The sequence below is a fragment of the Desulfovibrio inopinatus DSM 10711 genome (assembly GCF_000429305.1).
Taxonomy (GTDB): Bacteria; Desulfobacterota; Desulfovibrionia; order Desulfovibrionales; family Desulfovibrionaceae; genus Alteridesulfovibrio; species Alteridesulfovibrio inopinatus.
The window spans coordinates 1-18,677 of record NZ_KE386878.1; the positions used below are offsets into that span (position 1 = coordinate 1).

At 43.6% G+C, this 18,677-nt stretch carries 15 protein-coding genes; 3 read left to right on the forward strand and 12 right to left on the reverse strand.

What is annotated here, in order from left to right; genetic code table 11:
- Positions 1 to 320, forward strand: a 320-nt coding sequence (locus G451_RS0120480; protein WP_027185237.1) for an IS5 family transposase, incomplete at its 5' end; no start/stop codon positions are given.
- Between the two features lie 152 nt (positions 321 to 472).
- Here G451_RS0120480 and G451_RS30795 read toward each other — a convergent pair.
- From G451_RS30795 to G451_RS30800, 5 genes are all read right to left on the reverse strand, one after another.
- Positions 473 to 1,483 (reverse strand): divergent polysaccharide deacetylase family protein, encoded by a 1,011-nt coding sequence (locus tag G451_RS30795; RefSeq protein ID WP_051261732.1) that lies wholly within the window; start codon positions 1,481 to 1,483, stop codon positions 473 to 475.
- A 30-nt stretch (positions 1,484 to 1,513) separates the two neighbouring features.
- Positions 1,514 to 2,815 carry a S41 family peptidase gene (locus tag G451_RS0120490; protein ID WP_027185702.1) on the reverse strand — a complete coding sequence of 434 codons (1,302 nt, stop codon included), beginning with the start codon at positions 2,813 to 2,815 and terminating at the stop codon, positions 1,514 to 1,516.
- Between the two features lie 197 nt (positions 2,816 to 3,012).
- A complete protein-coding gene (locus G451_RS0120495; RefSeq protein ID WP_169727920.1) occupies positions 3,013 to 4,125 on the reverse strand; it encodes a murein hydrolase activator EnvC family protein in 1,113 nt (370 codons plus the stop codon).
- A 28-nt stretch (positions 4,126 to 4,153) separates the two neighbouring features.
- Positions 4,154 to 4,375: a ferredoxin gene (locus G451_RS34685; protein ID WP_084448686.1), complete on the reverse strand. Its 222-nt coding sequence runs from the start codon at positions 4,373 to 4,375 to the stop codon at positions 4,154 to 4,156.
- Positions 4,376 to 4,385: 10 nt separating this feature from the next.
- Complete coding sequence (locus G451_RS30800) at positions 4,386 to 5,534, reverse strand: PAS domain-containing sensor histidine kinase (RefSeq protein ID WP_034643307.1); 1,149 nt, start codon at positions 5,532 to 5,534, stop codon at positions 4,386 to 4,388.
- Positions 5,535 to 5,652: 118 nt separating this feature from the next.
- Between G451_RS30800 and G451_RS0120510 the strand changes: the two genes are divergently transcribed.
- Positions 5,653 to 5,970 carry a zinc ribbon domain-containing protein gene (locus tag G451_RS0120510; RefSeq protein WP_027185704.1) on the forward strand — a complete coding sequence of 106 codons (318 nt, stop codon included), beginning with the start codon at positions 5,653 to 5,655 and terminating at the stop codon, positions 5,968 to 5,970.
- 13 nt (positions 5,971 to 5,983) lie between these two features.
- Here the strand turns inward: G451_RS0120510 and G451_RS30805 are convergent, their stop codons facing one another.
- Positions 5,984 to 6,487 (reverse strand): hypothetical protein, encoded by a 504-nt coding sequence (locus G451_RS30805; RefSeq protein ID WP_051261734.1) that lies wholly within the window; start codon positions 6,485 to 6,487, stop codon positions 5,984 to 5,986.
- A 164-nt stretch (positions 6,488 to 6,651) separates the two neighbouring features.
- Here G451_RS30805 and G451_RS30810 point away from each other — a divergent pair, with 164 nt between their 5' ends.
- Positions 6,652 to 7,440, forward strand: a complete 789-nt coding sequence (locus G451_RS30810) for an HAD-IIB family hydrolase (RefSeq protein WP_051261794.1) — start codon at positions 6,652 to 6,654, stop codon at positions 7,438 to 7,440.
- Positions 7,441 to 8,432: 992 nt separating this feature from the next.
- Here the strand turns inward: G451_RS30810 and G451_RS0120530 are convergent.
- The 6 genes from G451_RS0120530 to kdsA all read right to left on the reverse strand — a co-directional run bounded on the left by G451_RS0120530 (position 8,433) and on the right by kdsA (position 18,591).
- Positions 8,433 to 9,551 (reverse strand): tetratricopeptide repeat protein, encoded by a 1,119-nt coding sequence (locus tag G451_RS0120530; protein ID WP_027185706.1) that lies wholly within the window; start codon positions 9,549 to 9,551, stop codon positions 8,433 to 8,435.
- Positions 9,552 to 10,050: 499 nt separating this feature from the next.
- Positions 10,051 to 12,888 carry a glycosyltransferase gene (locus tag G451_RS0120535; protein WP_027185707.1) on the reverse strand — a complete coding sequence of 946 codons (2,838 nt, stop codon included), beginning with the start codon at positions 12,886 to 12,888 and terminating at the stop codon, positions 10,051 to 10,053.
- A gap of 1 nt (position 12,889) precedes the next feature.
- A complete protein-coding gene (locus tag G451_RS0120540) occupies positions 12,890 to 14,218 on the reverse strand; it encodes a capsular polysaccharide export protein, LipB/KpsS family (protein WP_027185708.1) in 1,329 nt (442 codons plus the stop codon).
- A 440-nt stretch (positions 14,219 to 14,658) separates the two neighbouring features.
- Positions 14,659 to 15,843: a glycosyltransferase family protein gene (locus G451_RS0120545; RefSeq protein ID WP_027185709.1), complete on the reverse strand. Its 1,185-nt coding sequence runs from the start codon at positions 15,841 to 15,843 to the stop codon at positions 14,659 to 14,661.
- Positions 15,844 to 16,457: 614 nt separating this feature from the next.
- On the reverse strand, positions 16,458 to 17,744 hold the full coding sequence (gene kdsB, locus G451_RS35440; protein WP_084448688.1) for a 3-deoxy-manno-octulosonate cytidylyltransferase: 1,287 nt from the start codon (positions 17,742 to 17,744) through the stop codon (positions 16,458 to 16,460).
- A 13-nt stretch (positions 17,745 to 17,757) separates the two neighbouring features.
- A complete protein-coding gene (kdsA, locus tag G451_RS0120555) occupies positions 17,758 to 18,591 on the reverse strand; it encodes a 3-deoxy-8-phosphooctulonate synthase (protein WP_027185710.1) in 834 nt (277 codons plus the stop codon).
- Positions 18,592 to 18,677: the final 86 nt, after the last annotated feature.

An 18,677-nucleotide genomic window follows, 5' to 3' on the forward strand; every position in this document is an offset into this window, starting at 1 on the left:
AAGCTGATTGCTCAAAAGCTCTCTCGCTCATTCAAGGAATAAACGCTTTATTTCTTATTGCGGACAAGGGATACGACACGCAAAAAATTGTTGATGAAGCATTAAGAAGAAATATGACACCTGTTATTCCTCCGAGGAGAAACCGTAAAGAACAGCGAAAGTATGATAAGTATATTTATAAGTTACGTCATCTTGTTGAAAACGCATTTTTATACATCAAGCAATGGAGAGGGATAGCTACACGTTACGCAAAAATGACAACTTCATTTCTCGCGGCTGTTCAGATTCGCTGTCTCTTTTGGTGGCTAACAATCTCGTGACGACACTGCCTAAGACTGTACGCAGAAAATTTGACAAAAAAGAATGCGATAGGCTCATGTCTATCGCATTCTTTTTTGTGGCACGTGCATTGTGCTGGCTGTGATTTCTTCCAAGAAAAGCAGGGCGCAGGGGATGGAAAGAAGAACCAGTGTTATTTGGCCATATCGGGTGTCAACAGGTGTATTCCAACCAATATGACACGTGTGTCACGATTTTTGGCAAAGCGCTGTAGCGCGGCTAGTGTTGCCCCATGGGGATGACCAATGGCGATGGCTTGCCCCTGGCGGAGGGCTAAGCGTTCCGCCGATTTGAGTTGTTTGTAAATCGCTTGCTCAGAAATAGCGTTATCCAGGAATATATTGCGCCGGTAAACAGGAAGTCCCTGTTTCTTGGCGACACTAGCAGCCACGCTTTTGGGAGATGTCAGACTGTCGAGAAAAAACAGGTTCCGTTCCCTGAGGACTTTTGCCACGGCAAGCATGCCAGCACGAGACTGCGTGAAGCGTGATCCCATGTGGTTGTTGATTCCTGTGACCCCTGGAAGGCTATCGATATTGGCATTGACCGTCGCGGTTACTTTCTCCGCGGGCATAGAGGTGAAGAGGGCTCCTTTGCCTGGAGTAATCTTCGGATAACTCAGCGGTTCCATCGGTTGATGAAGCAGAAGATCAATGTGGTTTGTCGTCGCGATTTGGGCAACGCGTTTTGAATTTTGTAAATACGGGAGGACGGCAAAGGTGACGGGGTAGCCGAGCTGAATCAGTGAAGATGCAAACTGACTACTTTGACCGAGGTCATCGATTACTATGGCGAGTTTAGGCCCAGTTGGTCCCGGTTCGATAAAAGGGGTTGTCACCAGCGTCGACACCGTTCCGTGATAGACCGAACCGGCGAATTGTTCTTCATAGGCTGAGTTGGGCAATGTATTATCGTCTGTACCGTCTTTCGGACACGGAGCAACCTTGGCCCGAAAACAGTTTGTTTGTGCGTACATTGCTCGAGCCTGTGCAGGAGGCTCTTGAAACAGCCGAAAGCCAAACCAACCTGTAAGAATGAGCAGGCTAATAAGCGTCGAAACCCAGAGACAACGGAGAAGGAAACCGCCCCGGTTCGGCGTATGACCTCGAACCGGGGCGGTTGATTTTGACTGACGTTTTTTCACGGAACTAAGATGCTTCCCGCATAAAGCAGGTTATTGGTATTTGTTTTTTTTGACTTTGCTCTTGGTGAGGACGGGAGCTTGTTTGACAAGTTCGAGCGCCAGTTTGAGCTGATTGTCACGCTCAAGAAGTTCCTGCGCTTTTTCTTTTTCGTCTTTGTCGTGTCCCTTTTTGCCTTTGTTCGAATTTTCGAGATGTCGACTCAGGTCTTTTTCACGGAAACGCAGGGAGGAATAGGTATCGCTACCTTCAATTTCTTGGAGCGGCACTTCGAAATCCGGTTCAATGCCTTCAGCTTGAATTGATCGGCCACTCGGAGTGTAATACAGCGCTGTTGTCAGCTTGATACCGGACCCGTCGGTTAATGGAATGACAGTCTGAACTGAGCCTTTCCCAAAGGTTTTTTCTCCAAGCAGTAGGGCGCGTCCCTGGTCTTGCAATGCACCAGCTACGATTTCCGACGCTGAGGCGCTTCCAGCATTGATGAGCACGATCATTGGAGCTGTGACGTCATCAGAGCTTGATGACGCTTCGTAGCGTTTATTCTGGTCGCCTTGTTTGCCCTTGATGGTGACGATAGCCCCTTTGGAGAGAAAGGTGTCGGACACATTAACAGCTTGATCGAGCAGGCCACCCGGATTGTTGCGTAAATCAAGGATGACTCCTTTGATCTGCTTTCCGGATTTCGTGTATTCGGAGAGAATATCTTGCAACTCTTCTGTGGTGTTTTCATTGAAGCGAGTCAAGCGGATCAAGAGGTAACCATTATCGAGTTCCGTTTTCTTGGCACTGACGATGGGGATTGTATCGCGTACAATATTGACGCGCACAGGTTTTTGGGCATTCTTATGGAGTATGGTCAACCTGACGGCTTCTCCTTTGGGACCGCGAATTTTCTTGACCGCGTCCATCAGAGTCATGTCCTGCGTCGTGACACCATCGATTTCCAAAATGACGTCGCCAGCTCGGACACCTGCTTTGTCGGCCGGGGTGTCTTCAATCGGCGAGATAACAACAAGTCGACCGTTCTCGGCGGTGATTTCGATCCCGACTCCACCGAATGCACCCGAAGTGCTGACTTGCATTTCTTTGAATTCATCTTTGGTCAAAAAGCTTGAGTGCGGGTCAAGCTGCTGCAACATACCGACAATGGCACCATCAATGAGTTCGCCGCGTGTTACATCCTTGACATAGTTGTTTTCGACAAGGTCCATCACTTGGCTAAAGCGCTTCAACGGCGCAAAGCGATCTTCGGACACTTTGGCCGAAGAGCACATGGGCGAGAGGAGGCATAAAAAAAAGAAAAGTAAACCGATTTTTACAGTAGTGCGCATATCTTCCTCCAATAAAATGGCTGCGCAAAAGGCCGGAAAGCCGAGCCGGCAGGCGTCTTGCATCCAAACAAAAGGGCCCGGAACGGTCTGTGCCGCCGGACCGGAACCGGAAAATGGCGTTGTATGCGACCGAACTCAGGAGGGGAGACCGAAAGGTGAACCGTTTCCATCTGTCAGGTCGATATGGGCAGCGGATATCATTTCGCAGCCAGCCACGCTTTGGGGTTAATGGCATTTTGTCGAAAACGCAATTCAAAGTAAAGGCCCTCACCCTTGGCTTCAGGGTAATAGCCTGCAATTCCGACCGTGTCACCTGTTGCGACCGTATCACCGACCTGTTTGCTGCTTTCGGACAAAAACGCATAAATACTATAATAATCGCCACCATGGTTGATGATAACCACACGTCCAAGCCCTCGCAAGACATCGTTATGCGCCACTTTGCCCGGGCCAACAGCACGAATGCGTGTGCCGGTAGGGAGTTTCATGCCTATACCGCGGCGGGGAGGGTTGGCTTTGGGGGCATACGATGAGACAATGAGTCCCGATGCAGGCCATCCCAGACCGCCTTTTGCCTTTGGGAACGCTTTGCTGCTCTCTGGTTTGGGTCGCAGTTTGTAGTTGAGGCTTTCAATCGCTGCAATGACGTGTTGCAGGCTCTCTTCTTCACTTTTTTTCTGCTTACGTACCGCATCGAGCTTTTTTTGAAAGCTGAGACGATTCTGCAGCAGTGTATCCTTGACGGCGTTCACGCGAGAAAATTGGGCTTCGATATCGGCTTTGAGGGCTTCCTGCGCCGCAAGATTTTCCGCTGCTTGACTGGCCTTTATCTTATAGTCAGCCAAGGCCTCTCCGGCGTCGTTGTAAATGGACTTTAGCCAAGTAAACCGTCTGTCGGCTTCGTCCCATGACGAGACATCGAGCGATCGACTCGACAAGGATTGGAGATGCAGCGGCCACAGTGTCGCCATAATACGCTGTACCCGATTTTGCGCTTTATCACGATAGCTCGTCAGTGTGCCATATTCTTTCGCAAGTTCAGCTTCTTTTGCGGAAATGGACGCGAGACGTTTCTCTCGGTTGTCGACGTCATCGGCTAATTGCTTCATGCGATCTTCCAAATCGGCGAGCTCTTTATGAAGTTCACGCTCCTTCTGCGTTAATGCTTTGATGGAAGCTTTTGTCTTATCTGCCTGACGTTTTTTTTGGACAAGCTTTTTTTCTGCCGATGACGTTTGACAGTATACAGGCCAAGCCGTCACTGACATGAATAAAATTAAAGCCAGACTCAGCAGAGCAATGTGGCGCATAGAGCAGAGAGGTCCGGAATTGCAAGATTCAGTTTTCGTCATCAAGTTCAATGCAGTCGTTCGGACAATGTGTCGCTGCTTCCCAAACGCGGTCTCGTGGTCCACTTTGCGCAAGACATACACATTCACCATGTTCATCGAGCGTAAATAAATCCGGCGCAATTTCACAGCATGCTCCACAGCTATGGCAGCAGACCGAATTAAAACTGAATTCACATTCCTGTTCAGCAGGCGCTTTGTCCTCGGGCATCGTCAATTCCTCATGCTGTATGGTTTTCAGAAAGTTTGTTTGGGATACGAGCAAAAAATGTTGTGCCTGTTTCTGGTTCGGAAGTGAACCAGGCAGTTCCCCCAAGATAGCTTTCCGTAAAGAGCTTAATGGCATACGTGCCAAGTCCTCTTCCCGAACCTTTTGTTGTAAACGAGCGCTTAAAAACCTGCAGTTGAACATCCTCGGACATTACATTGGGGTTGTTAACGAAAAAAATAGCATGCTGGGGCTCCGTACGACATCCGACAACTATACTGTCACCAAGGGATGAAGCTTCAAGAGCGTTTTTAACCATGTTGCCCATGATGCGCCGGAGAAGAGGTTCGTCGGATTCGATAATGCATGCAGTACATGCATTGTCGCAGATAATATGCTTGCCTTCGGCGACGGGATGACGCTCATATGTCTTCTTTGCATAGTCGAGTAACGTCGACGGTGAAATTGACGAGAATTGGAGACTCAGATCGCTGTCTTCTGCAGCGATGAGTTCTTTCTGGGCATTGATTTCTTCAACGAGATCGTTCAAGGCTTCATGGATGACTAACAGATCGGGATGAATCTGGGGGGGAGCGACATCAACGAGGTATTCTGTCAAGCCGCAAACACCTCCCGCAGTATTGAGAACATCATGAAAAAATGTTCGTTCAAGAACACGGCGGCGTTTTTCGGAACTAATATCGGTTAAGGCAACAACGAGAATTGATGTCTCCCCAATGCATATTGGAGTTGTCGAAACAAGGAAATCCAGTGCTTCGTAGATATTTCCATTTTTACGAAGAATACGGCATTCTTCTTTAGAACAGGCTCCCGTGAGAGCCTTTTTTATGGTATGGAATGCACCGCATTTGTCGCAAAAGCGAGTCGCCCCACATCCGTCAGGATGAAGCGTGGAGTGAATGCAGCCCAACATTTCTCCAATCCGCCTTTCGGCGATATCCTCGCAAGTGGTTTGAAACATGGACATGGCATTTTTATTTGCAAACAAAATTCGGCGGTCCGTGTCTAAAATAATAACCAAATCATTGACGGCGTTGATAAGTTGCAGGCAGAATTCACCCTTCAATTTTTGGATGAACTCAGGCATCTGATCGTTTTGCATAATGGACATGTCGTGTTGTCCATGAGACGGTGGTGTCATAAGAAAGTCCGATGTGACTGTAAGCAGTGGTTGAGTAGGAGTACCTTCATGCAAAACGAAGGCATGGCACAGTCCGTCGATGCATTGCCCATAGGGTTATCCGGCCTGGAGCTCAAAAATGATGTGTCCTAAGTGTGGCGAAGTGAATAATGACGATGTTTATATGTGCGTGCGTTGCGGACACAAATTGCAATCCATGCAAGGAGAGCGTTCAAAGCCCCGCCAACAAAATGATTCCAATGGTGGAGGCAAGAAAAAAGGGCTTGTCCCCGAATTGACGATGCAAGGCGCCAAGTTGGGTATCTATATTGAAGCCTGGGTATATGCGATTGCATTGCTTGCAGCTGGAGTCTTCCTTATTGTAAAGGGCTTAGCATGGCCGCTATATATTCTTGTTCCACTTATTGGATTAACGATTGCATTACGGCGAATCTGACTTTGTCTGTTGGCTAAGAGCCGGGTAACATGTCAAGATCGGGAGGCGGGGGCGGAGCCGGCACTGCGCCACAGCATTTTGCCTCACTGATGACAGAGCACTGAGGCTTGTCCACTGTCGCGATAACACATCCCGACGGATAGTCGATCACGAGGCGAGCCGCCGATCGCTTTCCTTGCCAAGCTCGGCTGGAAATAACCACATTGTTTCCGTAACGCTGACAATAAAATTCGGTGTACTCTGCGCCATAATACGCGTTGTAAATATAGATTCCGTCACGAATCCCCATGTAGTTGAATTCTGACTTCGGCTTGCAGGTGATCATCGCGAGGGCTTCACGCAATGCACAACTTATAAGCAGTTCTTCGTTGAAGGCAAAAGCCGGTTTCGATACAAATACAAGGGCAAGCGTTCCAGCGAGGAGGACATATTTCATGGCGCCGGGCAACCGGGACGAGATATATCGCAAGATGGCAAGGAACGGACGATACGTAGCAGGAAAGTGGCAAAGGGTCATGAGTGTATCCCGTGGTCCCAAAAGTTGAAGTGACTTCCTAAAAATAGGTGGTTGCTCGGTCCCGGTCAAGAGCCGAAAAGAGAATGAATATTTTTTGAGAACACAGCCGGTGGATCAGGGAGCGTCTGGCGAACCGAGCTGCAAAAAGGAGACTGTACGTGGAAATGAGTAAGCTCATTGTTTTTGACCTCGATGGAACGTTGGCGAAAAGCAAGGCTCCGCTTGAGCGAGATATGGCTGATGCAATCGTGCGACTCTTGCAAAAGAAAAGCGTTGCTGTTGTGTCGGGATGCCGATTTTCACAGTTTGCAACCCAATTTCTCGCTAACCTTCCACAACATGCTGACATTTCGCGATTATTCTTGTTTCCTACATGCGGTGCGGCGTTTTATCGTTTTGAGAACAATGCGTGGAAGAATGTGTATTCGGAAGATCTGTCCGAATCAGAAAAAAAGCGCATCATTACAGCTCTTGAAGACGCATTGGACCGATTTGGACATAATCCATCCCAATTGTGGGGAGAGATGATTGAGGATCGAGGAAGCCAAATTACGTTTTCCGCTTTAGGACAGGCAGCCCCCCTGGAGGAAAAAGCCGTCTGGGATCCGGATCAACAGAAGCGCGCAGTCATTCGGGAAATGCTTTTGGAATCGATAGATGATTTTGATATAAACTATGGTGGGACTACATCCATTGATATTACACGCAAAGGAATCGATAAGGCGTATGGATTGAACAAGATGGTTGAAGTTCTCGGTTTTTCGATTCCGGAAATGATATTTGTAGGTGATCGACTTGAGCCGGGCGGAAATGATTATGCAGCAAGGCGTACTGGCGTACGCTGTATCGCGGTCACAGGGCCGGAGCATACTTTAGATGTTATTAATGCGATTCTTCAGGGAAAAGAGGGTAATCTCGTCCTTGCGAATGACGGGGCAAAGTCACTGGCCTGAAATTGCATGGAACGGTTGTTAATCACCTTAACCTTGTGAATGCGTTTGGTATTTTAAAGATGGTGGAAACAATGCGGAAGGGGCAATGTCCCCTCCTGCTAAATATCGCAAGAGTGTGATGCCAAGATTTTTATATAGGTAATGCGAGTGAAATTCTTCACATTATCGGATGAATATCGTGGCGTATAGAATACTACGACACTCTGGAGAATACCAGGGCATTTCGGTGTGGTATTCGCTTAAAAAAGAAGCACCACGGGGAGCTTTTCCCCGACAAACACGGCACCCTGTTGGACGAATCCAAATTGTCTTTAGACGGTTCCCATGAAGGATGCTATGATTGTTTATGAATTCCGCAGAAAATCTTCAATATCATTCTCATCCCAAAAAATACTATTTTTGGGTTTTGGACGTTTTTCCGCATTCGGATCCATGTCCAGAAAACTCACAAATGCGAAGTAAATTGTGGACAGCACAATGGGGATTATTAAGCAAAAAATAAATAATAATAATGAAAATTTCATGATTAAATTATGAGTAAAATAGGGGGCAGTGTCAATGCAAAACAGGACCACGGGAAAAATAAATTATAGCTCATAAAGTATACTTTTCGGTGAGCAAGCAACAAACCTGTAAATGCTGACAGAATTAGTTCGAGAAAGGGTAAAGAAAATTTGAGCGCAAACTATATATTTTCTACGAGAATTGCCCTTCCATGCCTCCTGGTCGTTTTTCAGGATCGTGCTCACAGCTCTGGAGTAGGGTCGTATTCCCTTTGTTCAAGGGAGACGTACTTTGTCGGTTTTCATTTTGGATTGATCACTCGACAAGGTACGCCTCCCCGGCTACTTCTTCAAATACCGCTGTTGGGAAGAAGTCATCACTTGGGTATAGCCTTTGGGGCTTCTACGTTGATACCAGATAGCCTCCTGAGGACCAGTTTTTAACCTCCAATTTAGGGATTAAGAACCCCTTACCCAGGTTCAATTGCATTATTTCAATCGGTTTTTCAGATTGAGGAATAGCTCATTTTGCGGCTCGATACTTAAGGCTTTGTCGATATCCCGCGTAGCGGCTTCCATATCCTTTTTGCCAAAAAATGTACGGGCTCTATGATAATAGAGGACAGCCACTTCTGGATTCATGGCGATTCCCTTGTCGAGAAAGGCTTTCGCTGTGTCTAATTTTTGCAATCTAATAAGTAACTTGCATACTTCAAAGAAAAATCCTGTTTCACCGATTGCTATCCAGTCGTCATTCGTCAATTGGGAATGTGCGGCGTATACGGAAGAAATGGTGTCGGGAATTGTAAGATCGGAGTAGGAACCAAAAGGTAAAGAACTTTTGTTCCCTTGATCCTCCAACATCCATTTAAACTCTGTGTTGTTGAGTTCCATCTCTACTTCGTCATAATTGATAATGATATCCTTGAGTGGATACGGCTGGGATTTCGTCATTTTGGGGGTTATATGTGTTGATTTATGAAAAAGGAAGTTGGTAATGGCTTCGGAGAGATCTTTAGAAAATCCACCATCTTGAAAAAGACTCTCATAGGGAACATGGATAGTGTTTTCTTTGTTTTCAAAAAAACCGTGAAAGAAATACTCTTCAAGTTGCTTTTGTTTAATGAAATTATGCAAACCTGAAATAGGTACGGTTATGTCAATTTTTTTAGGGACTTGACCAGCCTCGTGATGCCATTCTTTCCGAGCTCGACCTACAAGTCGCGACACTAAAATGTTGAACTTATTCGACCGCGTCAGATGAATCGTTTTGTGGTCTTCCGAGAAAAGCTGGATAAAATCTTCAGGAATGGGGCCAATGAAATGATTATAATAAAATAGATACTGTGACAATTGGCTGTATTTTATGTCGAAATATATTTTTTTATCTGCAGGTATAGCATTGAGTTCTCTGAAAATGAGATCAAAAGGCTTGCCTTGCTTTAGATTTTCAATAAATTCTGCTGTATTAAATAATTTATCTATTATACTTTCCGGCCTGAGAAATACTTCGCAATAATCTGTGATATCAGAGTTTTCAAGGAACGACGTTCTGAAAACTGTTGTTCCACACCGCTGAGTACTGATTGCGAGAATTGTATTGCTCATAATTATGACGTCTCCAATAACGTCAGGCCGTAATGTGGTTTTTTAGGCGTTCAACCTGTTCCAGACGACTACATTGAGTGATGTCTCGATATTGTTCAAAAGTCGTAGTTCTCGATGTGAGATAGAAAAGAAATTGTCTTTTTGACCCTTGAACAATTATCATATTTAAGACCTACCCACTTACATAACTTTGCTTAAGGATGTTCGCTCTAATAGGAGGTCTTATAGGGTAGCGTTTGATGCTTTCGGCTGTCAAGGATGAAATACATTTGTGATGCGCCATGAAAAACGGACCATATTTGTAAGTAAGGTGTATAGCAAATGTCATGAGCTATTTGTTCAAAGAAGGTATCCTTGTCTAACGGTGAAATTCAATCGTAGCAAAGAATAGGATCTGCTCTTACAGAAAAAAATGATGTAAGAATGGCATGTCCTCTCTCTGTATTTCTGATTTATCATTCACTGATTGCGTGTATGCATTGAGATGAGTCTGCAGTATTTAGCTACTAGGTTGAATTACAATTTCATGCCATCCACGTAAAAAGGGGAACAGTAAAGTGATTCTTTGTGAATCAAGAGGCTGCGTAGACAGGAGTTCTTTGACCTCAGGGGGCGTTTTACCCGAATCATCGTTAATATCGAGTTGAAGCTGGAATTCGCATTTGGAGAGGGTTGGGCTTATTTGATAATGTTTCATAATATCTTGTCGGGGAGTTGATATCGTTGACGACGCAACGAGGCGTGAGTTCACAAAGAGAAGTGCAACTTCAGGAACTCCGTGTTTTCCAAATATCCATCCTTTGATGTAAAGACTTGAATCGTCTATTTCGACTGTATCGATATGCTGTTTTATCCCGACGAGAGGGTGGTGCTGTTTTGGAAGTTGTTTGAATGTATAGATCGATTGCAAGTAATTGTATCGAATCATGGGGGTGAAATCAGAAATTTGTTTAGGAGTCCTTTGCCATATGATGTTGAGAGGAGTATGTGGGAAAGATGCATTGTACAGTGGTGCGGACTGCCACAGACTGTCATCAAAAATATAAGCAACTGAAATAGCTTTCTTCTCCCAAGTCCAGTCAATATTTTCTTGGAAAGGTTTGTATATCGACAAGAAGTGAATAAGAAGTTCTTTGGAGAGTTGAATATTAAAACCAACAGCATCAGAGTCTAAATCGTGGATGCGTTGAACATCAGGTCGTTGAACCTCGGGAGTGGTTACGAACGCAATCATATCATCGATGAGAAGAACAATAAATCGTGGGAACGTTTTGGTTTCTCTTTCAATTCCCCACCCTACGACATGAATAACGTCTTTGGTTACAATAATATTATCAATAAAATGTCGGGGAGGATTCGCAGTAGGGAGAGCAAGTTCTTTGATATGCGTCAGAGGATAGGCAGAAATATCTGAAAATAGAGCCAATTGATCCATATAGGATGCATAGAGAGGAGACGACGGCTCTATGAGTGCCCTGTGGTACCGAGGAGATGTTGCAAGATCAATGTGTCTTGCGTCTTTTTTCAAATACTCAAGCAAAGAAGAAAATGCAGCTTCAAAATTTCTGCTCTTAGGTATTTGCGACAAATTATTACGTATGTCGTCTTTATCTGTATCTGAAAGCTTTTCAAGCTGTTCAAAAACAGGAAAAAAGTCAGCATGTGAGTCAATGATTATTGCATTCTTGCCGTGTTCAAATACAGAGTCAAGGCCTCCCTTCTTCGTAAAGATCGGGATAGCGCCGCAAAATGCACCTTCAAGACAGACTAACCCAAGACCTTCAAAGATGGAAAAGTCTGCCACAAACTCAACTTGGTTAAACAAGTATAGCAGATCACTTGGTGTACAATACCCCAATTGAGGGACGTCGATATCCAGCTCACCACTTCCACTTCCGAATAAAATAACTTCAAATCCTCGCTTCAAAGCAATGAAACAGAACGTCATTGCGAGTGAAGGCCCCTTCATGGGGGCTTTTGCTATGTTAATAGCAATAGTTTTTGCTCTTCTTGTGAGAGATGGTATTTTATAAAAATCATGACGGCTTGGTCCGAGATCAAGCGTTGCATCGACTGGGATTCCCAAGGCGTCGTAATACTTTTTTAAATACGGAGATACGCAAACTACATTGTCAATAGTCGGGATATAATTGAGGAAATCTGTTGAATTTGATGCTTCTCCAAAATAGCTCTCTGGTCCTTGAGCAAACATTGTCAACTTACAGCCGTAGTGATCTGCAATGGTGCTTGCAAGGGCAACGCTACCGCATGAAGTGGCCCACACGTGATCTACTGAATCAATTCGACGATATAATTCGGATACGTGCTCAAAAGGCATAAAGCCTTTTTCATTAAAAAATCTGGCGTCAACTTGGTGATTGCTGAGTATATTTCCAGTAAAACCGTAATCGATAAGCTTATCAAGAAGGTTAAAAATAACCGTCCCTCCCCCAGACGCATACGTATTCGGTCCGATAGGAACAACAACTAATAAATTGAGATGTCGTCGCGCTTCCCATTTGAAGATACGACTTTGTCTATCTCGAACACCATCCAATGCTTCGACAACGTTGATGGGCTTCAAAATATCGAGGTCAACCCCTCGCCATTTGTCTAGAAAAATAGATCTGTTTTTTTCAGATAGTTCTATAGCAGCTTCAGCATTCGCAGAAGAAAAACTTATAAAACCTGCATGCTTGATGAAGAGGTTGTCGATGAGTACGGATTTGAGTCCAAGCTCTACCGCACGAAAATGCAGATCAGTATCTTCCCAATATCCTTTGCCGAAGGCTTCGACGTCAAATAAAAATGGTTTAAATAATTGTTCATGCGTCGTTCGGACTGCTAAAAAAAAGCCGCTTATCTTTGATAGCTGAGGATATTGTGGACTCCGTCTGGACAAAAGTTCGTCTACTTCTAACCAATCGGCACCTTTGGAATAAAATACGGACTGAGCATCGGCTTTGTTGGAAAAAGGACTCGCCAAGGCAACATCGTCATCGTGAAAAATCGCCTCTAAACGTTCAACCCACCCAGGAGGAACGACTGTGTCGGTGTTCGCAAATACGACGATATCACAATTCGAACGGACTTTTTCAAAGGCCTGGTTGCAATTCCCTCCAAATCCAAGATTCGTAGAGTTGCGATGGGATATAAACGGAGCACCTAATCGAGAGATATATTCTTCAAGTATTTCATACTCTGACTCACACGAGCAATCTTCTGAAACGAAAATATCAGATATATATTCGAAGGATGTATTTCGCTTAATAGAGTCCAATAAATGACAAGTGCCACCGATATTACCATAGACAGGAATAATAATAGAAACTTTCATTTTATAACTCACCTATAAAGGGTAAGAAATCTTTCCGGTTGTATCGTAAAGTTTGACACCGTTCTATAAAACTTCTTGATATGAACAGGTCATCCAAATGAAACTCATTTCGATAGAGATTGTTGGTGAATAAATTTAACTGGCGATCGAGTTGATATATAAAAAAGCTTGCATTGGTTAAGTCAGCTCGATTGACAAGGTAATAATTGAGCAATGTCGTAGCACGTTGCGTTCGTTTTATCGAATCGAGTGAACCTCGTTCAAGGTCACGCCGAAAGTCTTCAGCATTACGGTTGACGATTCCCGAGTAACAAGAATCACCATAAGATATAACTGGTTTTCCAAGAGTTAATGCCTCGAATCCAGCCGAGCTATTGACCGTAGCGACGCCGTCAATTTGTCTTAGCAGCGAAATATACGATAAGTTGTTGTCAAAATTGTCGAGCCAAAGGACATCAGAGCGTTTGTCGCATAATTGCTGGCATTTTAAATGATCACGTTTTGTCCACCGAAGGTTCTTCGCCCCTGGATGCGGCTTAACGATGTAGTAAGGGTTTAATTCGTCAAAATCATTAAAAACAGTGTTTAAAAAATCAACCATGGAAGAAAATTGAGAAAAAGCAATGATGTTCGAATCATCAAGGAGTTGAAGAGGAACAAGAATATTTATTCTATCACGACGCGCTGTTACTGTTGATGGCCAAAATGTTTGGTCCAACCGTCTTTTGAATTTATCGGTAAAAGATGGATAATTTAAAGGAATCGGTTCCGGTGGCAACGCTTTACCAGCTAACGTACTGTAACCGTTTACCCCTTGGTAATCAAAATATAAAGTATCGACGAGAGGGCTGCGCATACAGCCAAGCTCTACGCTAATTGCAGGGATCGAAAAAAATTCGGAAAACTTTCTCACAGCTCCATTGTTTCCCCAGTACACAATGGCGTCAAACGGAAAGTCATTATGCAATTCAAGAAGAAGGTTGAAGTAGTTCTCCGTAATTTCTCCAACGCCGCTGAGGAGATCTTTCCAAAGCATCAGCCCGTCTGTAAACCAATTCAATTTTCCAAATTTTTCATATAGGTGGTGGCAGAGTCCATATGGATTGTCACGTAAGAAAAAATTAGCCTTGTCGAACCCAGGATAGGTTTTTCTTGCTGCTTCCAGTTGCGGAGGGAGAAGTATTTTGCATTCTATGTTGAGCTGCTTGAATTTGTGTACCTCGGTTGCGATATCATCTTTTATAAGCTTGATAAAGTTATCCAGTATCCATCTAAAAGCGGTATCATTGTTGCGAATGGGGTGTGGCTCAATAAAAAATAATATTTTCATGGTAGTTCCGTGCTTCATTTCATGATTTTTGTCTTTATTTTAAGGAAACTGTGGCTAAATGATCACATGATAAATCATACATATAAATCTCTCTATGAGAGAGGTTTATGTCGGATGTTGTGAACCATTTTTCATGCTTGAGTTCTCAATAGGAGATTTGCATATACACTATTGATGATCTTTTTCACCTAAAAACAATAGTGAATATTCTATGGATTTGAATTCTCTTCGCATGTTCTCCATATATGAGTTGCTTTCAGTTTAACCTTAATTGTTCACGCCTATCCCCGGTACCGACTCGATGATTTATGAACTAAAGTCTTTATGCTCACCTTTTGTTCATTTGATACTTAAAGCCTTTCTCCAAAATTATCAATTTATCGAGCCTGTAGTACTTCGAGCCAAAGTGCTGCTCTTTGTACTGACTATTTGGGGGGGAACTATAGTTGTACTTCTTGCTGCTGCAATGAAGGAGCCTCGATTTTATCGAATGACTCTAGCAACTTTTTCGTTTGGATCAAAGAATTACATTCTTGCATTGTATATCTTTTTAATTTTTCCGTAAACTCTTTGTAGTAGGCTTTATCACTTAATGCCTTAACTGCATTATGTAAGCTCTTTGGATCTTCTGTAAGAGGAAAAAAATGTGGACTAAACCGTTTCATATCTGCAAACAAAGATGCCGCACAGGGTACTCCAAAAATTCCGGCCTCAAAGAATTTTAATCCGCTTTTGCACTGATTAAAAGAACTCGTCATATCTAAAGGAGAAAGAGTAAGCCAGGATGTTCCAATGATCCATGGCAATCTGTGATATGGTACATGCCCCAAATTAACAGTCTTTCCTCGTAATACCTGTTTGTTCTCAAACTTTAACGGTCCGACTGTTAATAATATATAATTTTTATCTTTTGTTAATAAATCAAAAAGTTGTTCTGCAATCAGAGCAAAATCGGCGTCATGACTGGATGAACCAGAAAAATACGAGATAATTTTCGGTGTTTCATTGATTCGTTTTTTTCGTGTTGCTTCTATTTTGGCTTGGTAACGGTTCGCCCATAATTCAGAATATCCATTGTGTATTACTTCTATGTTATAGTTTCCAAGACGTAGGAGGAGTGCCTTCAATTTGTCTGTGGATACTATGACATTTGAAAAAAGACGAAGTGCTTTCTGGTTACGGATTGAATACTTGAGTATTGCTTCTTTATCAAAAGTAGCTTCTCTGCGTCGCGGAGAAGACATAATATGGAAATCATCATAAACCATGTCATCAAAATCGCAGCAAAAAATTTTGTCTGTATTAAAAAGGAAATTGATAGAACTAACAAGTTGTTCGTTGAATATCGGTCTATGGAAAATAATTCGATCATACAAGCGAAGGATCTTTGTATCGACTTCATCTTGTCCAATAAAGTCAGCACAAAAACCCATTTGCCGCAGATTCAGCACATGAAAAATACAGCGATATAGTGTTGATGCATCTTCAAGCGGATTACCACCTGCATTGGCTGAAGAGATAAAAAGATATTTGGGTTGATCATTTGGTTTTAATCTCGGTCTAATATTATTAAATTTTCCAGACGTATTATTAAGTAAAGATGAAATATCTATTGGGCTATGCATGCTGAATTCCCCTCGTCTTTGGGACATAACTTTTGGTATATTTACTATGTTTAAATACGTATTTCAAATGATATACGTTGTAGCCTGTGCGTATTGCAAGCGACTAAACTTGCATCAAAGACCTAGTAAACGCTTCTAATACATAGTTTGGATAAAAATCAAGTCTTATAAATTTGACTGTTTATTTTATAAATATCAATCTTGTGTCCAGCGTTTTTTTTGTAGTTATTCAAGAATGTCATGAGGGGTGGGTTGCATCAAACTCGCGATGCCGCGAGCCCCAAAAAAATAATAGTTTTTTATCGGATGACGATGGTTAATTCCTCGATATATTTAAAATTTTTATTACCAATGTAATTGGGGGTACTGGTGAAATTTACGATGTTACATTGAAGAGTGGACGATATAATAGCACTGTCGTGTGATTATCGGAACGCAATATCGTTATGGTGCAATACATGGAATACTATGTATTCGTGACGTTTTTTATGTTTATTGGCCAATTGTTGTTTTTATGAAATTAAGGGTGATATAATTTTGTATTGATGCTGTTGAATTACTATTGAGCACAAATGCTCTCTTGTCGTTGGTTATGGAATCTTTGCATTTTTCACTTACTGTTTGCAATCAGTTAATGCTGTTCCGTGAAAATCTAAATATGAAAACACATCTTCTTTTCCCTGGGCTGTGAGGATGGCGTCTGCTAATTCACGGAAGGCGCCTTTTCCACCGCTTTTTGAAAGCACATAATTGACTTGGTCTTGAATGTATTGGGGAGCATCTGCGACGGCAACAGACAATCCGCACGTCATAAATCCTGGGACATCAATGCTGTCATCTCCAAGGAATACAGTCTGTTCAGGAGAAACGCCTGCTTTTTCCATAATCTCTCTGCATGCTGTTGCTTTATCTTTGGAGCCGAGCATGGCAAGCGATATCCCGAGTTCCTTCATTCTCTTGCGTAGAGGTGCCGAGTCCCTTCCTGACAAGAACGCAACCTGTACGTTGTGTTTCTGCAAGAAATGAATTCCGAGCCCGTCTTTCACATTAAACGCCTTCATAAACTCGCCCTCTTCATTAATATAGAGGGTGCCATCGGTGAGAACTCCATCGACATCGGTAATGACAAGGCGGATATCCTTGAGCTGTTCTTCAAATGATGGTGGAGGTAAAATTTCTTTTCCACTCATAATCATCCGTATCCGTTCAAGACATTCTGGAGTGTCAATTCCTGGGTGTGCCGGCTCGGTCAAAAAAGCTCGTATAGGTATTCCAGCGGATAATAAACGGAGTTGTTCGAGTTTCTCTGTATTTTCCAATACAGATGGCGAGAGCGTTGCATAGCGTTCTAAAATATCTTTACGGTATGCATATACCCCAACATGCTTGAGGTACTGTATATCGACGTCACCGTCTCTATTGTGTGGAATGACAGAGCGACTAAAGTACAGAGCATTGCCGTTCTCGGCCATAACAACTTTGACAATATTGGGAGACAACGCTTCTTGGGCGCTTATGGGGTGGCATAATGTTCCAACCGCAACCGAGGGGTCTGCTTGCATGCCATGGACAAGTGTTTCAATATCTTCTGGACGGATTAAGGGCTCATCGCCTTGGATATTGACGTATATATCGGCTGGATAATGCGTCATGACTTCGGTTAAGCGATCTGTTCCCGAGCAATGATCGCAAGAAGTCATCGTAACACTCCCATGAAAAGAGAGTACTGCATCGTAAATTCTTTGATCATCCGTCGCAACAATGACGTCATGCACTCCGCGAACTTCTTTGGCTCTTTCGTAAACATGTTGGATCATTGGCTTCCCTAAAATGTCAGCCAAAGGTTTCCCAGGAAGACGCGTGGACCCATACCGTGCTGGAATGACAATAAGAATTTTCATACGTTGCTACAATCTATGCGTTGTTGGTATGTATCAGATGATAAATATCTCTGAGCTGTTCAAGTAATTGCGACAATTCAGCGATGGGGATCATATTGGGCCCATCGCATGGAGCGTTGTCAGGGGTGGGATGTGTTTCTAGAAAGATACCGGTGACAGCTCCTGTTGCCATCGCAGCCCGCGCTAAATGAGGGACATATTGGCGTTGGCCACCGCTACTTACGCCTTTTGCCCCGGGAAGTTGAACGGAGTGAGTCGCATCAAATATGACAGGAGCCTGACATGTTTCGGACATAATTTGTAATCCTCGCATGTCCACGACCAAATTGCCGTAGCCAAAAGACGTACCGCGCTCACAAACGCAAAAATGGTCATCTGGAACACCAGCGGCTCGCGCTGCTTGACGTGCTTTTTCCAGAACATTTTGCATGTCCCAAGGAGCGAGGAATTGGCCTTTTTTGAAATTAACCGGTTTTCCTGCAGCTGCAACAGCGGCAATGAAGTCTGATTGGCGGCACAAAAAAGCTGGTGTTTGCAGAACGTCAACAACTTCACTGACTGGACCTACTTGCCATGGCTCATGGACATCGGTCAGCACGGGGATGTTCAGCGTTTCTTTGATTTCATTGAGGATTGCCAGGCCTTCCTCCATTCCTGTGCCTCGAAAGCTGGTAATGGAGGAGCGGTTTGCTTTGTCAAACGAGGACTTGTAAATAAAAGGAAGAGAAAGCTTCGAGAAGATATTCTTTAGCTGTTCCGCTGTTTCCAATGCAAAAGCTCTTGATTCAATAGCACACGGGCCACAAATAAAGAAGAGTGATTTGAAATTAAAACTATTCTTTTCCATTCTCTTTCCTTATGCGGTGGTTAGGAAATTGGATTTGGTCTCTTGCGACATGGTAATAACGTCCTTGACGCAGTGGGAAGACGTAT

What these genes read in the sequence shown, in the direction of transcription:
- G451_RS0120540 (WP_027185708.1), bottom strand. Translation starts at nt 14,218, where the DNA reads ATGAAAATATTATTTTTTATTGAGCCACACCCCATTCGCAACAATGAT.
- G451_RS0120535 (WP_027185707.1), bottom strand. Translation starts at nt 12,888, where the DNA reads ATGAAAGTTTCTATTATTATTCCTGTCTATGGTAATATCGGTGGCACT.
- G451_RS34685 (WP_084448686.1), bottom strand. Translation starts at nt 4,375, where the DNA reads ATGCCCGAGGACAAAGCGCCTGCTGAACAGGAATGTGAATTCAGTTTT.
- G451_RS0120495 (WP_169727920.1), bottom strand. Translation starts at nt 4,125, where the DNA reads ATGCGCCACATTGCTCTGCTGAGTCTGGCTTTAATTTTATTCATGTCA.
- G451_RS30810 (WP_051261794.1), top strand. Translation starts at nt 6,652, where the DNA reads ATGAGTAAGCTCATTGTTTTTGACCTCGATGGAACGTTGGCGAAAAGC.
- kdsB (WP_084448688.1), bottom strand. Translation starts at nt 17,744, where the DNA reads ATGAAAATTCTTATTGTCATTCCAGCACGGTATGGGTCCACGCGTCTT.
- G451_RS0120545 (WP_027185709.1), bottom strand. Translation starts at nt 15,843, where the DNA reads ATGCATAGCCCAATAGATATTTCATCTTTACTTAATAATACGTCTGGA.
- kdsA (WP_027185710.1), bottom strand. Translation starts at nt 18,591, where the DNA reads ATGGAAAAGAATAGTTTTAATTTCAAATCACTCTTCTTTATTTGTGGC.
- G451_RS0120490 (WP_027185702.1), bottom strand. Translation starts at nt 2,815, where the DNA reads ATGCGCACTACTGTAAAAATCGGTTTACTTTTCTTTTTTTTATGCCTC.
- G451_RS0120510 (WP_027185704.1), top strand. Translation starts at nt 5,653, where the DNA reads ATGATGTGTCCTAAGTGTGGCGAAGTGAATAATGACGATGTTTATATG.
- G451_RS0120530 (WP_027185706.1), bottom strand. Translation starts at nt 9,551, where the DNA reads ATGAGCAATACAATTCTCGCAATCAGTACTCAGCGGTGTGGAACAACA.
- G451_RS30805 (WP_051261734.1), bottom strand. Translation starts at nt 6,487, where the DNA reads ATGACCCTTTGCCACTTTCCTGCTACGTATCGTCCGTTCCTTGCCATC.
- G451_RS30800 (WP_034643307.1), bottom strand. Translation starts at nt 5,534, where the DNA reads ATGACACCACCGTCTCATGGACAACACGACATGTCCATTATGCAAAAC.